The 14,245-nt window shown below is 49.5% G+C and carries 14 protein-coding genes; 11 read left to right on the top strand and 3 right to left on the bottom strand.

The features are described 5' to 3' along the window. Window position 1 precedes the first annotated feature (1 nt). From GURA_RS11745 to gltX, 11 genes are all read left to right on the top strand, one after another. Window positions 2-1,318, top strand: coding sequence for a PhoH family protein (locus tag GURA_RS11745; protein ID WP_041245418.1), 1,317 nt, complete (start codon window positions 2-4; stop codon window positions 1,316-1,318). Between the two features lie 82 nt (window positions 1,319-1,400). Then, window positions 1,401-2,432 carry a tRNA (adenosine(37)-N6)-threonylcarbamoyltransferase complex transferase subunit TsaD gene (gene tsaD, locus GURA_RS11740; RefSeq protein WP_011939183.1) on the top strand — a complete coding sequence of 344 codons (1,032 nt, stop codon included), beginning with the start codon at window positions 1,401-1,403 and terminating at the stop codon, window positions 2,430-2,432. Further along, a complete protein-coding gene (gene rsmA / locus GURA_RS11735) occupies window positions 2,432-3,259 on the top strand; it encodes a 16S rRNA (adenine(1518)-N(6)/adenine(1519)-N(6))-dimethyltransferase RsmA (RefSeq protein WP_011939182.1) in 828 nt (275 codons plus the stop codon). The genes tsaD and rsmA overlap by 1 nt, the downstream gene beginning before the upstream one ends. Before the next feature lie 331 nt (window positions 3,260-3,590). Next, on the top strand, window positions 3,591-4,943 hold the full coding sequence (locus tag GURA_RS11730; protein WP_011939181.1) for a UDP-glucose dehydrogenase family protein: 1,353 nt from the start codon (window positions 3,591-3,593) through the stop codon (window positions 4,941-4,943). 48 nt (window positions 4,944-4,991) lie between these two features. Next, a complete protein-coding gene (locus tag GURA_RS11725) occupies window positions 4,992-5,927 on the top strand; it encodes a UDP-glucuronic acid decarboxylase family protein (protein WP_011939180.1) in 936 nt (311 codons plus the stop codon). A gap of 19 nt (window positions 5,928-5,946) precedes the next feature. Beyond that, entirely contained in the window at window positions 5,947-6,237 is a 291-nt protein-coding gene (locus GURA_RS11720) for an FtsB family cell division protein (RefSeq protein ID WP_011939179.1), read from the top strand. Window positions 6,238-6,579: 342 nt separating this feature from the next. After that, window positions 6,580-8,265 carry an arginine--tRNA ligase gene (argS, locus tag GURA_RS11710; protein WP_011939177.1) on the top strand — a complete coding sequence of 562 codons (1,686 nt, stop codon included), beginning with the start codon at window positions 6,580-6,582 and terminating at the stop codon, window positions 8,263-8,265. 16 nt (window positions 8,266-8,281) lie between these two features. Continuing rightward, entirely contained in the window at window positions 8,282-9,022 is a 741-nt protein-coding gene (locus GURA_RS11705) for an SPOR domain-containing protein (RefSeq protein WP_011939176.1), read from the top strand. Between the two features lie 16 nt (window positions 9,023-9,038). Further along, window positions 9,039-10,013, top strand: coding sequence for a GDP-mannose 4,6-dehydratase (locus GURA_RS11700; protein WP_011939175.1), 975 nt, complete (start codon window positions 9,039-9,041; stop codon window positions 10,011-10,013). 80 nt (window positions 10,014-10,093) lie between these two features. Continuing rightward, window positions 10,094-10,276: a DNA gyrase inhibitor YacG gene (locus GURA_RS11695; RefSeq protein ID WP_041245417.1), complete on the top strand. Its 183-nt coding sequence runs from the start codon at window positions 10,094-10,096 to the stop codon at window positions 10,274-10,276. Window positions 10,277-10,362: 86 nt separating this feature from the next. Beyond that, window positions 10,363-11,766 (top strand): glutamate--tRNA ligase, encoded by a 1,404-nt coding sequence (gltX, locus tag GURA_RS11690; RefSeq protein WP_011939173.1) that lies wholly within the window; start codon window positions 10,363-10,365, stop codon window positions 11,764-11,766. A 49-nt stretch (window positions 11,767-11,815) separates the two neighbouring features. Here the strand turns inward: gltX and GURA_RS11685 are convergent, their stop codons facing one another. From GURA_RS11685 to GURA_RS24285, 3 genes are all read right to left on the bottom strand, one after another. Next, complete coding sequence (locus tag GURA_RS11685; RefSeq protein WP_011939172.1) at window positions 11,816-12,643, bottom strand: response regulator; 828 nt, start codon at window positions 12,641-12,643, stop codon at window positions 11,816-11,818. Between the two features lie 132 nt (window positions 12,644-12,775). Then, window positions 12,776-13,996 carry an ammonium transporter gene (locus tag GURA_RS11680; RefSeq protein ID WP_011939171.1) on the bottom strand — a complete coding sequence of 407 codons (1,221 nt, stop codon included), beginning with the start codon at window positions 13,994-13,996 and terminating at the stop codon, window positions 12,776-12,778. Then, window positions 13,987-14,220 (bottom strand): hypothetical protein, encoded by a 234-nt coding sequence (locus tag GURA_RS24285; RefSeq protein ID WP_157046186.1) that lies wholly within the window; start codon window positions 14,218-14,220, stop codon window positions 13,987-13,989. The genes GURA_RS11680 and GURA_RS24285 overlap by 10 nt, the downstream gene beginning before the upstream one ends. Window positions 14,221-14,245: the final 25 nt, after the last annotated feature.

The following is a 14,245-nucleotide window of genomic DNA, read 5'->3' as shown; positions in this document are numbered from 1 at the left end:
AATGAAAAATTTTGTTCTTGATACCAATGTTTTACTTTATGACCCGCAGGCTGTTTTTAAGTTTCAGGAAAATAATATAATCATACCTATTACTGTCATAGAAGAGATTGACAGATTCAAAAAAGATATGAACGAAACTGGCCGAAATGCTCGTCAGATTTCCCGTCTTCTCGATGATTTGCGCAAGAAAGGCTCACTGTCCGACGGGATTAAAATGGAGAACGGCGGAAATATTCGTGTAGAAATTTATGAAGAGCAGGTAATGAAACGACTGCCACCGGAACTCCGGGAGGAGCGTGGTGACAACCGGATACTTGCGGTAGCCGTCGACGTTAAGGCCAAAAATGCGCATCAACCGTTAATATTTGTTACCAAAGATACCAACTTGCGCATTAAAGCCGATGCCATCGGTCTTGTGGCTGAGGATTATGAATCCGACAAGGTGGATATTGAAGAACTCTATTCGGGTGTTGCCGAAATGGAAGTGGATTCTGACGTGATTGACCGTTTTCATGGCCAGGGTTGGGTTAATGTTGATGCGGATTTCTACGCTAATCAGTTTATTACCTTTAAGGATCGTTTGAACGACTCACATAGTGCGATTGGCAGATTCGATGCCGGTGAAAAGAAAGTAATGCAGATAAAAAGGGTTGGTAAGGATGGGATTTGGAGTATTCACCCGAGAAATCGTGAACAGGCCTTTGCCCTCGAAGCCCTGCTTGATGACAACATCAAACTGGTAACGCTGGTGGGCAAGGCTGGTACCGGCAAGACGTTGGTGGCAATTGCCGCGGGTCTGCATAAGACTGCCGAGGAAAACATATACAACCGCCTGCTGGTTTCGCGCCCGGTATTCCCCATGGGTAGAGACCTGGGATTTCTCCCCGGCGACATTGAAGAAAAGCTGACTCCCTGGATGCAGCCGATATTCGACAATGTTGAGCTGCTTCTCACTGGCCATGAAGGAGAAAAACGCCATAGTAAAGGCTACAAAGAGTTGATGGCGATGGGTATCATGGATATAGAGCCTTTGACTTACATAAGGGGCCGTTCCATTCCGAATCAGTACATGATTGTTGACGAAGCTCAGAATCTTACTCCCCACGAAATTAAAACCATCGTTACCAGGGCCGGCGAAGGAACCAAAATAGTACTTACCGGGGATCCGTACCAGATTGATAATCCTTATGTGGATTCATCCAGTAACGGATTAACTTACGTGGTGGAAAAATTCAAAGGTCAGGGGATTTCCAGTCATATTACCATGACCAAGGGTGAACGTTCAGAGTTGGCCGAGCTGGCAGCCAATCTTCTGTAGAACTATTTGCTGCCGACTTTCCTCAAGTTCAAAATACTATGTGAAAGGTATGAGGGCGTGAAATTCACGCCCTTCTTATTTTATGTTGCTGCTTGCTATCGAATCATCTTGTGATGAGACCGCCGCCGCCGTTGTCAGGGACGGCAGGATCATTCTTTCCAACATAGTTGCTTCCCAGATCAGCGTTCATGCCGGCTACGGCGGTGTAGTGCCGGAAATAGCCTCGCGTAAGCATCTGGAGACAATTTCAACGGTGATCGAGGAGGCTTTGCAGGCAGCTGGAGTTTCCTTAACCGATGTCGACGGAATTGCCGTCACTCAGGGGCCTGGTTTGGCCGGAGCACTTTTGGTCGGAATTTCCACGGCCAAGGCCATGGCTTATGCACTCGGTGTACCCATTGCAGGTGTCAATCATATAGAGTCCCACATATTGGCCATTTTCCTTGAGCGTTCAATTGAATTCCCTTTTGTAGCCCTTGCTGTTTCCGGCGGTCATACGCATTTATATTTGGTGGAAGCTGTTGGTCGCTATAAGACCCTTGGACAGACTTTGGATGATGCTGCGGGAGAGGCCTTCGATAAGGTAGCAAAACTGTTGGGCCTTCCATATCCCGGTGGCGCACTCATTGACCGACTGGCCGCCGAGGGTGATCCTGAAGCGATACGGTTCCCGCGGCCGCTTATGCGCGACGAAAGCTTCAATTTCAGTTTTAGCGGCTTGAAAACATCAGTTTTGAATTATCTCCAGAAAAATCCAGCGGCAGCAGATGGTCGTGCATTGAATGATCTTTGTGCTTCATTTCAAGCAGCCGTGTGCGACGTTTTGGTAAGTAAAACAGCGGCCGCTGTTTCTGCAACCGGGATAAAAAGAGTGGTTGTTGCCGGTGGGGTAGCATGCAACAATGGTTTACGGCGTGAGATGAGCCGTTTGGCTGAACTGAAGGGAATTGAACTACACATTCCTTCCCCGCTGTTATGCTCTGATAATGCTGCCATGATTGCCGTGCCGGGAGACTACTATCTGAGCAATAACATTCTCAGTGGCTTTGATATCGATGCTCTGCCGGTTTGGCCCCTTGATAGCATTGCTTCGCGTCTGACAAAGGGATCATAATGGAAAAAATTCGCGCTAAAAAATCAATGGGGCAAAATTTCCTCGTTGACAGAAATGTCCTTACTCGGATCGTTGACGCTGTAAATATTAGTGCTGAAGACAGGATTCTGGAAGTAGGACCGGGAAAGGGTGCGCTGACCGCTTTATTGGTGGAGCGCGCTGCACAGGTCTTGGCCGTTGAGTTGGATCGACAGCTTGTTCCATTTCTTGCCAGGGAATTTGCCCCGCAAAAAAATGTGGAGTTCGTTCAGGGAGATATCCTTAAGGTGAACCTTTCCGAACTGCTCATGGACCGCTGGAGTGGGGCATGGAAGGTTGCTGCGAATCTGCCATATAATATTTCCAGTCAGGTGCTGTTCAAATTTCTTGATAACCCGAAGCTCTTTTCGCTGCTCATACTCATGTTGCAGAAAGAGGTTGGCGACAGGCTCATTGCCGCACCCGGCTGCAAAGATTACGGGATACTTTCTGTTTTTTGCCGTCTTCATTTTGATATCAGCCGCGTATTGATCGTTAAGCCGGGCTCTTTTACCCCTGTTCCCAAGGTAGATTCAGTCGTGCTGAAATTTGTTCCCTTGCCGGCTCCGAGGGTTGATGTGGAGGATGAGAGCTTTTTTCGCAAAGTCGTTAAAGCAGCTTTTAGCCAGCGTCGTAAGACATTATGGAACTGTCTCAAATCGTCAGAACTGGGTGTGGATGGTGATGTCCTCCTCTCATTACTTACCAAGTGTGGAATAGACGGGAGCAGGAGAGGAGAGACCCTTTCCCTGGATGAATTTGCCGTGTTGACGCGGGCGATTCTCGGCTTACGGAAGTTAAATACATAGGGTGTTCGGCATTATATTAATAATGAAATTTATTCCAGCAGTGTCCGGTTAGGTTTTTGCAGCCGACACATTCCCCCCTCTCCCTAGCCCTCTCCCACCAGGGGAGAGGGAATAAAAGCTCCCCTCCCTTCGATGGGAGGGGCTGGGGGAGGGTGCAAAAAGATAGTTTTCACAGCTTTTGATGCCAGTGCAATTATCTAACCGGACACTGCTGAATTCATTCATCCAGCATGACTGGCAAAGCTGGAATTAATCAGGAAAACTCTGGCACAAGTACCATCTTCTGTGTTATATAAATGTGCTAAATTAATTGACTAGGGAGAAAACATTCATGAAAATCTGCATAATAGGAACAGGCTATGTGGGGCTTGTAGCAGGCACCTGTTTTGCCGAGAGCGGCAATGATGTTATCTGTGTCGATGTAGATGAGGCAAAGATCGAGGGGCTTAAAAACGGAGTTATTCCGATCTACGAGCCCGGCCTGAAGGAGCTTGTGCTCAGGAATTGCGAAGAGGGGAGACTTAGCTTCACGACCGATCTGGCATCGGCAGTCAAGGCGTCCCTGGTTAATTTTATCGCTGTCGGAACCCCACCGGGTGAAGACGGGTCCGCCGACCTGCAATATGTACTGGACGTGGCACGAACAATCGGCCGCAATATGGAGAGCTTCAAGATATTGGTTGATAAGTCCACCGTCCCGGTTGGAACAGCCGATAAAGTGCGGGCGGTTGTTAATGAAGAACTTGAGAAAAGACATGCAACTATTGAATTTGACGTGGTGTCTAATCCGGAATTCCTGAAGGAAGGCGCTGCTATTGACGATTTCATGAAGCCGGACCGGGTGGTTATCGGCACGGACAACGTACGTACTGCCGAGATCATGAAGGAGCTCTATGCGCCCTTCATGCGGAAGACCAACCGCCTTATCGTCATGGACATCAGAAGTGCAGAAATGACCAAGTATGCTGCCAATGCCATGTTGGCCACCAAAATATCCTTCATGAACCAGATTGCCAATCTCTGCGAGCGGATGGGCGCCGATGTATCGGCAGTCAGGGAAGGGATTGGTTCCGACTCCCGCATCGGCTATGATTTCCTCTTTCCCGGTGTTGGGTATGGTGGTTCCTGTTTTCCCAAAGATGTGAAGGCTCTGGTAAAGACAGCTGAGGAATGCGACTACGAGTTCATCCTGTTGAAGGCTGTTGAAGAAGTAAATGAGCTTCAGAAGCTGGTACTTACCGACAAAATCAATTTGCGACTCGGCGACAACTCCCTGTTGAAGCCTCTGACAGGTAAGACGATTGCCATCTGGGGACTGTCATTCAAACCCCGGACCGATGATATGCGTGAAGCACCGTCTGTTGTCATCATAAACCGTCTGTTGGCGTTGGGGGCTAAGGTCTGTGCCCACGACCCGGAAGCCGTCAAAGAAGCAAAAAAGATCTTCGGCGAAAATATTGTTTACAGTAATAACCAGTACGATATCCTTAAAGGGGCCGATGCCTTGGCCATCGTTACGGAGTGGAACGAATATCGCAATCCTGATTTCGACAGGATAAAGTCGTTGCTTCGCCAGCCGCTCATCTTTGACGGTAGAAATCTCTACCAGCCGTCACGGATGAAGGAAGCCGGCTTTGAATATTTACCCATAGGACGTAATGGTCGGCATTTTGTTGATATTTAACGTGTTTCACGAAATGAAAATAAATGTCATTGAATAAAAGGTGGCCATATGCGTATTCTTGTTACCGGCGGCGCCGGATTTATCGGTTCTCATTTGTGTGGACGACTTCTCAGGGAAGGGCATGAAGTCATCTGTCTCGATAATTTCTTCACCGGCAGTAAGAGAAACATTGCCAGACTATTTGACAATCCGGGTTTTGAACTGATTCGCCACGACATTACCGAACCGATACTTCTGGAAGTAGACCGCGTCTATAATCTGGCCTGCCCGGCGTCACCCATTCACTACCAGTACAACCCGGTAAAGACCATTAAAACCAGCGTCATGGGCGCCATCAACATGCTCGGACTTGCGAAGAGGGTGAGGGCGAGGATTCTCCAGGCATCCACGTCGGAAGTGTATGGTGACCCGCAGGTCCATCCACAGAGCGAGGAATACTGGGGCAATGTCAATCCTATCGGCATACGCAGCTGCTACGACGAGGGGAAGAGGGTGGCCGAAACGTTGATGATGGACTACCATCGGCAAAACGGCGTCGATATCCGCATTATCCGAATTTTTAACACCTATGGTCCGCGTATGGCCGTAAATGACGGTCGAGTGGTATCCAATTTCATCGTCCAGGCTCTTCGAGGTGAGGATATTACCGTTTACGGTGAGGGGATGCAGACCCGTTCATTCTGTTATGTGGACGATCTTGTAGAAGGCATGATCAGAATGATGGAGTGTGAAGGTTTTACCGGACCGGTGAACCTCGGGAATCCGACAGAAACCACGATTCTGGAGTTTGCCCGGAGGATTGTCGCATTGACCGGCTCAAAATCAAGGATAGTGTTCAATGAACTGCCGGACGATGACCCAAAACAGCGCCAACCTGATATTTCTCAGGCCAAAGAAAAACTCGGCTGGCAACCGCAGGTGGACGTGGAAACCGGTCTGAAAAAAACCATCGATTATTTTGCCTCTCTCCTCGCAGAGGGGTAGTATTGCCTGCGGAGGGTTCATGCGGAAGCGGATGTTTCTCATTCCTGCCGGGGTCATAATATTTATTCTTTTTTTTACCGTATTCGGTGATCGCGGACTGTTACGCATCTATCATCTGAGCAAGGAAAAAAAGGAGATCCAGGGGAATCTCGAAACGCTAAAAAGCGAAAACGAAAAGCTGAAGCGTGAAATTGAGGCCTTGCGTACTGATCGACGATACCTGGAGAGCATAGCGCGAAGGGATTTCGGTTTGGTACGGCAGAATGAAGTAATTTACCAGTTCCCCGTACAGGACAAGAAAGAAAAATAGCCGCTTGGCCCGGAACGTTCGTAAATCCCCTCCCTTAAGAAGCCTCGATTAATGATATGGCACTACTTTAACGGACAATGATCGGCAATCAAATTCTTTGTATTTTATAATCAGACTGATTCTGACGATAGGTGTTTATGCGGCATAAGAGGAGTGAATCATGAGCGTTAAAAACGAGCGCCAGTTTTGCGCTATTTGCGCATGGCGGGAAAATTGCGCAAAGAAATTTTCCGTACCCGACGGTGGGGCCCACTGTCCCGACTTTACCCGGGATATATCGTTACGGGATGATAGAACGTCTAAGGATAGTGATAAATCGAACGAAGATAAGCGGGAGAGCTGATGAAAGAATTGTTACGTGATCTTATAACGAAGGAGCTGGCAAGCTGTTTTGCCGACGGATCACTTTCCTCCGGTGTCTTTCCTTCAATTGTCATAGAAAAACCGGCCCATGCGGAACATGGAGATTTCGCCACTAATGTGGCCATGCTTCTGGCTAAGGCGGAAAAAAAGGCTCCACGGGTTGTCGCCGAGATCCTTGTCAGCCGTTTGCAGGAAAGCGCGGATATATGCTCAAAGTTGGAAGTAGCCGGGCCTGGATTTATCAATTTTTATGTAAAGGATGAAGCGTGGCGCCAGACCCTTATCGCCATTGACCGTGCGTGCGCCGATTACGGTAAAAGTCGCATCGGGGAAGGTAAAAAGATCCAGGTGGAGTTCGTCAGCGCCAACCCGACCGGGCCTCTTCATATCGGGCATGGTCGCGGCGCCGCCATCGGCGACACCATCTGCCGTTTGCTCGCTGCTATCGGTTGGGATGTAACCCGCGAGTTCTATTACAATGATGCCGGCCAGCAGATCGCCAATCTGGCGCTATCGGTCCAGGCGCGCTGCCTTGGTATCGAGCCGGACGACCCCCGCTGGCCGTTAGACGGCTACCAGGGCGACTATATCAGGGACGTGGCCCGCTCCTATCTGGGGCAGGAGACGGTCGAAGCCGACGACCAGCACGTTACTGCTGCCGGCGATCCGCAAGACCTGGACGCCATCCGCCGCTTCGCAGTCGCTTATTTACGCCGGGAACAGGACCAGGATCTTACGGCCTTCGACGTTCACTTCGACGTCTATTCCCTCGAATCTGCTCTTTATGCCGAAGGTCGCGTCGAAGCAGTGGTCCAGCGTCTTATCGACAGCGGTCATACCTATGAACAAGACGGCGCTCTCTGGCTACGTACCACGACCTTCGGTGACGACAAGGACCGGGTGATGCGTAAGGCCGATGGCGGGTACACTTACTTCGTACCAGATGTCGCCTACCACCTGAGCAAGTGGGAGCGGGGTTTTACCCGCGTCATTAACGAGCAGGGCGCAGACCACCATAGTACCATCACGCGTGTGCGGGCCGGTTTGCAGGCGCTTAATGCGGGAATCCCGGTTGGATGGCCGGAGTACGTGCTTCACCAGATGGTAACTGTCATGCGCGGCGGCGAGGAGGTAAAGATCTCCAAGCGCGCCGGCAGCTATGTCACCCTGCGAGACCTCATCGACGAGGTGGGCCGCGACGCCACGCGTTTCTTTTTTGTCATGCGCAAGCCGGATTCCCAGCTTGTCTTTGACATCGATCTGGCGAAACAGCAGACCCTCGACAACCCGGTCTACTACGTCCAGTATGCCCACGCCAGGATCTGCAGCATCTTTGAAAATGCTCTGGAGAGAGGGTTCGTCCTGCCTGCTGCCGAAAGCGTACCGCTTGAGCGGCTTGTGACCCTTGAGGAAATGACGATCATCAAGACCCTCGCATCCTTTCCTGAGATTTTAGAGGGAAGCGCCCTTAACTTCGAACCGCACCGGGTCACCTACTACCTTCAGGAACTTGCAGGCCAGTTCCACAGCTTTTACAACAGGAACAGGGTGATAACCGAGGATGCCGAGCTGACCGCCGCCAGGCTCTTTCTATTGAAGTGTGTTGCATTGACGCTTAAAAATGCACTAACCGTGCTCGGGATTTCCGCTCCGGAAAAGATGTAATCAGAGGGCTTGGTGTATGGTGCTGGATTATTGCGAACGCAGACCTGTCAGCAAAAACCGTCCGAAAAAACAGCCTGTCGGGATATTTATTTTCATTCTCATTGGAGCCGTAACTGTGTCATTCGGTATCGGCGTGATGACCGGTTGGCTGCTTTTTCGACAACCCCAATCAAAGCAGATTGCTCCTCCGCCGGTTGCTGCCACACCCAATCAGAGAGCTGGCAGTGCAACTTTGCCGGCAAGTCAGCCTCCGCCTAACGGACAAGACGTGCCGCTGACTTTTTATCAAACTCTGCCGCACGGTGGTAAAGCTGTAATCGGCAGCGGACTGAATCCGAAGAAAAGCGATGATGATACTGGGAAAAAGCCTGCCAACGAGGAGACTTCGACTTCGCAGCAGCAGAAAGCACCGGCTGCTAAAGTTGTTCGACCGGAGGAACATGCTGATCGTGCAGATCTTCCAGGTGAAGCTGCAAAACGCGTGGAACCGAGTGTCGATCACGGAAACGCGGTAAAGAAACAACCTGTTGGAAAATCTACTTTCTGTGTACAAGTGGCTTCGTCCAAAGATAGAAAGGATGCAGAAGCGGTAAAAGCCCGACTGACGGCTAGAGGTCTAGCCGTATATATTGTTGAATCCAAAGTCCAGGATAAGGGCGTCTGGTTCCGAGTCAGGCTGGGCAAGCATCTGGATCAGTCTGAGGCAAACGATTTGGCAGCCAAAGCTGGAAAGGGTGCAATCGTTATTCCCGAATGAGTGTAAAGGGACTTATATGAGGATACTGGTCACCGGCGGCGCTGGATTTATTGGTTCTCATCTCGTAGAGCGACTCATTTCTTCAGGGCATGATGTCGTAATCATTGATAACTTTAATGATTTCTACGACCCGCAGCTGAAACGGAGAAACTTTTCGGAGATTGTCGGAACCGCCGAGGAAGGGGAGCAAAACCTGATCCTCTGCGAAGGGGATATTCGTGATGCCGATTTTGTCAAGGCAGTCGTTCTTCAGGAATCAGTCGATGCGGTCATTCATCTTGCTGCTGCTGCCGGCGTGCGCCCCTCCATTGAGAATCCGCTGTTCTATGAAGAAGTGAATATCCGTGGCACGATGAATATTCTGGAGGCGGCAAGGACAGCTGGTGTCCGTTTCTTGTTGTTCGCTTCCAGCTCTTCCGTATACGGCAACAGCTTCAAAACCCCGTTTTCAGAAAGTGATCCGGTCGACCATCCCATTTCCCCCTATGCAGCGACTAAAAAGGCCGGTGAGCTGATCTGTCATACTTATCACCATCTGTATAAAATGAACATTGCCTGTCTCAGGTTTTTCACTGTTTACGGGCCGCGCCAGCGCCCTGATCTTGCCATAAACAAGTTCACCAGACTTATCGATCAGGGAAAAGCGGTCCCTTTTTATGGCGATGGGACTACAAGCCGTGACTACACCTTCATAAACGATATCATTGCCGGCGTGGAGAAGGCCCTGTCCTGGGTTTGTTCCGTTGAACCACGATATGACATCTTCAATCTTGGGGGATCTAGGCCGGTGGAGCTGAGCCGTCTGGTCGAAATTCTCGAATCGGAGCTTGGTAAAAAGGCCATACTGGATCGGCTCCCCATGCAGCCGGGTGATGTGCATATCACCTTTGCGGACCTGGCGAAGTCAGGTTCCATTCTCGGTTATCAGCCGGTTACTTCCATAGAAGAGGGGCTACGCGCATTTATCCGTTGGTACAAGGAAAATAACTGAACTGTAATTGCAAAACCAGTCGTTAGTTTTTAGTATAGATGGTTGACAGTGGTGCAACCATGCGTTTGTGGGGTGGAAAAATGAAAACGTTGAAAAAACGACTGTGCCCACAATGCCGTAAAGACGTTGTCTGGGAAGAAAACCCTTATCGTCCGTTTTGTTCCGAACGCTGCAAGCTGATTGACTTGGGTGCCTGGGTTACTGAAGATTACCGCATTCCAGGTGAGAAAAAAGCCGATGATGATGAGGAAGAGTCGGAATAGTCCTGTAGCTGTTTCTGTGCATGACACACAATTGATGATCCGTTTAAGGCACAGAAAATAGAAATATGGTTTTAAAGGAGTTACCAATGACTGAAGTTCGTCTCCGCTTTGCCCCTAGCCCAACCGGCTATCTCCATGTGGGGGGCGCGCGTACGGCCCTTTTCAACTGGCTTTTGGCCAGAAAGCAAAAAGGCACATTTATTCTCCGTATCGAGGATACCGATGTGGCACGTTCGACCCAGGAATCGGTCGATGCTATTTTACAGGGAATGGAGTGGCTTGGTCTGGATTGGGATGAAGGTCCCTATTACCAGTCGGACAGGTTCCCCGTGTATAAGGAGTTTGTGCAAAAGCTTCTTGACAGCGGCAAGGCGTATAAATGCTATTGCACGCCGGAAGAGTTGGAGGCCAAGCGGGAGCAGGCCCTCATGGACGGTCGCAAGCCTAAGTACGACGGCACATGTCGGGAGTTGGCCGGTGATGTGCCCGGCAAGCCCCATGTGGTGAGATTCAGAGCACCTCACGAGGGGGTCACGGCATTCGACGACCTGATCAAAGGGCGGATTGCCTTTAATAATGACGAACTGGACGACCTGATAATCCAGCGGAGCGATGGAACGCCAACCTATAATTTCGTCGTGGTGATCGACGACGCCACCATGGGCATCACCACGGTCATTCGCGGTGACGATCATGTCAATAACACGCCCCGGCAGATCCTTCTTTACGAGGCGCTTGGCTATCCCGTACCTCATTTTGCTCATGTGCCGATGATTCTTGGCGCAGACAAAGCACGTCTTTCCAAGCGACATGGGGCAACGGGCGTCATGGCTTATCGGGATATGGGCTATCTGCCCGAGGCGTTGGTTAATTACCTGGTAAGGCTTGGTTGGAGTTTCGGCGATGAGGAGATTTTCAGTAAGGAAGATCTGATCGAAAAATTCTCCATCGAACAGGTTGGACGGTCAGCCGGTGTCTTCAATCCCGACAAGCTCCTCTGGTTGAACGCCCATTACATTAAAACCGGCGATCCTTCCCGGCTGGCGGGACTGCTGGTTCCATTTCTCCGGGAAAGAGGTGTCGACCCAACTGGCGGACCAGATCTCGTTGCTGTAGTGAAAACCCTTCAGGAACGGTCCAGGACACTCTTGGAGATGGCAGACGGTGCGCTCTTCTATTTCAGGAGAGATTTTTCCTATGACGAAAAGGCTGTTGAAAAATTCCTCACACCGGAGGTTTCACCATTATATGAGCTTCTGATTGCAAAGTTTGCATCATCGGCCGATTTTACGCATCAGAGTATAGAACAAATTTTTAAGGAAATTTGTGAAGAGAAAGGTTTAAAGCTTGGCCAGGTTGCCCAACCGGCCAGGATAGCGTTGTGCGGCGGAACAGTCGCTCCGAGCATTTTCGAGGTTATGGAGGTGCTCGGCAAAGAGGAAACCAATTTGAGGCTTGAGAAAGCTTTAGCGTTTGTCAGGAGAGGGTAGGGAAAAAGTTGCGAAGGGGGTGGCGTCGTGAAATTGCTGCCCCCTTTCTTTATTTTTTCATGTTTTGGATGATTTCAAATGTCCTCTTGACTCGGGAAATTACCCGCATCGGCATTACCGGTTTAGCAATAAAATCCGTGAAACCTGATATCAACGCCGTGTTTTCTTCTTCAGCTGAGGCTTTAGAGGTAAGGAGAATGATAGGTATCTGAGCTGTTTCCGGGTTGGCTTTCAATGCGCGCAATAAACCGTAGCCGTCCATGCGGGGCATAACAGCGTCACAGATGACGAGGTCGGGTTTGTGGTGGAGTGCTAATTTCAGGCCCTCAAGACCGTCATATCCCACAACCACTTCGTAACCTTCCTTTTGCAGTGCTACTTCGATGATCGTGGCGATCGACTTTGAGTCATCAACCACGAGAACTTTATGCCTGCTTCCCTGTTCAACCCCTTTCAGGTAGTATTTCCTGACCGCCTCCATAATATCTTTACTTGTAGCTAGAACGGGTATTATCTTCAAACCGGTTTTTTTAGCCAGGTAATCGACTGAATCGTTGTCGAACGGGTCGGTTATTGCTATGGCAAGCATCCCTTCTTTCTGCTTAAGTGGGAAGATTTGTTTCTGTACCGCCAGGTCTTCGGGTATCAAGTCAAGCAATTCTTGTGAATAGGAATAGGATAATAAGTTCTTGACGGTCTTAAATCCGTATTGACTGGCAAGTGCGTCTACCAATTCATCGCCGGTAATGACGCCCATCTCTTCCAGAACTACACCGAGACGTTTATTGCTCCCTTTTTGCCTTTCCAATGCACGTTCAAGGGTCTTAACCGTAATAATCCCGGCTTCTACCAATAAATCTCCCAAATGTTTTTTCATGGCCTTATGTCCATAACTCGTTAGAAAATGTGCGTTACAGTATTTATATCGGCCTATATATCAAACTGTAAAGCAAAAAATCAAAAAGGCCCAGTATTTGGGCCTTTTGTAAGCATTGATATATGTTGAGAATTATCTGACATGCTCTTCGGGATAAGCTCCGATACTGTGAATGCTGAGATCCGCCCCGGCAAATTCTTCTTCTTCCGCCAGTCTGATACCGACTGTTTTAGAGAGGATGCCATAAACAAGGAATCCATTGACCAAGGCAAAAACAACGGCAACGAGGCTTCCGGTCAGTTGCGAGATGAAGGTGACTCCTCCCATTCCTCCCAGCGCCTTTTGACCGAAGATGCCTGCAGCAATACCTCCCCAGGAGCCGATAACGCCATGCAGAGGCCAGACGCCAAGTACATCGTCAATTTTAAGTTTTTCCTGTTCAATATGAAAACCGTAAACAAAAATGATTGAAGCGATACCACCGGTTACGAAAGCGGCCAGGGGATGCATGATATCGCTACCGGCGCAGACAGCTATGAGACCGGCAAGGGCGCCGTTGTGAACGAAACCTGGATCATTTTTACCTGCAATCAGGGCAAAGAGGACGCCACCCACCATTGCAAGTAGCGAATTTACGGCAACCAAACCTGATATTTTATCCAGATGCCCTGCGCTCATGACATTGAAGCCAAACCAGCCGATTGCTAAAATCCAGGAGCCGAGCGCCAGGAATGGGATATTGCTGATGGGGATAGGGTGTGACTTGCCACGAACATAACGGCCCATGCGCGGGCCAAGAATGATGACCGCAGGTAATGCCAGCCATCCGCCGATTGAATGAACCACCACTGAACCTGCATAATCGTGGAATTCGGCGCCACCGAAGCTTTTAAATAAATCCTGGAGTAATGAGGCATTTTTGCCCCAAATGAGCGACTCAAAAATTGGGTAGGTAAGGGCAGCAAAAATTGCACCTGCACATACCTGGGGCCAGAACTTGGCACGCTCGGCGATACCCCCCGAAATGATGGCCGGAATACAGGCAGCAAAGCAAAGGAGGAAGAAGAAGTGGGTCAGATCATAACCCTGGGTGGTGCCGAGCAGTTTTTCTGCAGGAGTGAGAAATGAGATGCCATAAGCAAGGGGAAAGCCGATCAGGAAGTAGACGATGGTAGATACAGACCAATCGGTAAGTATCTTAACAAAGGCGTTTACCTGGTTCTTCTTACGCACGGTTCCGACTTCAAGAAAAGCAAAACCGGCGTGCATGGCAAAAACCATGACAGCGCCCAGCATAAGAAACAACACGTCAGAACTGTTACGCAGATTTGTCAACGATGACATTACATCCATTTAATATTACCTCCGTGGTAATTACTCTTTAACCCGCCATTGGGTAAAGACAGAACAATCTCCTTAGCAACCTTTTTGCCAACCCTGTAACATATCGAAAACATTGGCTGCCATACTTCTGGTGTGCCCGAGGATTTCACTGTTTTGCTTAAATTATCACCTGTCATGCCTAAAAATAGGGCTTGTCCGGGGGGAAATAGTTGTTGACGCTCTTCAGCTAACATTGTAAATTCACATGAGAAAAGGACG

Origin of the sequence: Geotalea uraniireducens Rf4 (assembly GCF_000016745.1) — a bacterium.
Taxonomy (GTDB): Bacteria; Desulfobacterota; Desulfuromonadia; order Geobacterales; family Geobacteraceae; genus Geotalea; species Geotalea uraniireducens.
Note: the sequence above shows the minus strand (reverse complement) of the source record. Positions and strands in the feature narration are given on the sequence as shown.

Coding starts and splice junctions, on each gene's coding strand:
- GURA_RS11720 (WP_011939179.1), top strand. CDS start 5,947: ATGCGGAAGCGGATGTTTCTCATTCCTGCCGGGGTCATAATATTTATT.
- GURA_RS11730 (WP_011939181.1), top strand. CDS start 3,591: ATGAAAATCTGCATAATAGGAACAGGCTATGTGGGGCTTGTAGCAGGC.
- GURA_RS11725 (WP_011939180.1), top strand. CDS start 4,992: ATGCGTATTCTTGTTACCGGCGGCGCCGGATTTATCGGTTCTCATTTG.
- gltX (WP_011939173.1), top strand. CDS start 10,363: ATGACTGAAGTTCGTCTCCGCTTTGCCCCTAGCCCAACCGGCTATCTC.
- GURA_RS11745 (WP_041245418.1), top strand. CDS start 2: ATGAAAAATTTTGTTCTTGATACCAATGTTTTACTTTATGACCCGCAG.
- tsaD (WP_011939183.1), top strand. CDS start 1,401: ATGTTGCTGCTTGCTATCGAATCATCTTGTGATGAGACCGCCGCCGCC.
- GURA_RS11685 (WP_011939172.1), bottom strand. CDS start 12,643: ATGAAAAAACATTTGGGAGATTTATTGGTAGAAGCCGGGATTATTACG.
- rsmA (WP_011939182.1), top strand. CDS start 2,432: ATGGAAAAAATTCGCGCTAAAAAATCAATGGGGCAAAATTTCCTCGTT.
- GURA_RS11680 (WP_011939171.1), bottom strand. CDS start 13,996: ATGGATGTAATGTCATCGTTGACAAATCTGCGTAACAGTTCTGACGTG.
- argS (WP_011939177.1), top strand. CDS start 6,580: ATGAAAGAATTGTTACGTGATCTTATAACGAAGGAGCTGGCAAGCTGT.
- GURA_RS24285 (WP_157046186.1), bottom strand. CDS start 14,220: ATGTTAGCTGAAGAGCGTCAACAACTATTTCCCCCCGGACAAGCCCTA.
- GURA_RS11700 (WP_011939175.1), top strand. CDS start 9,039: ATGAGGATACTGGTCACCGGCGGCGCTGGATTTATTGGTTCTCATCTC.
- GURA_RS11695 (WP_041245417.1), top strand. CDS start 10,094: ATGAAAACGTTGAAAAAACGACTGTGCCCACAATGCCGTAAAGACGTT.
- GURA_RS11705 (WP_011939176.1), top strand. CDS start 8,282: ATGGTGCTGGATTATTGCGAACGCAGACCTGTCAGCAAAAACCGTCCG.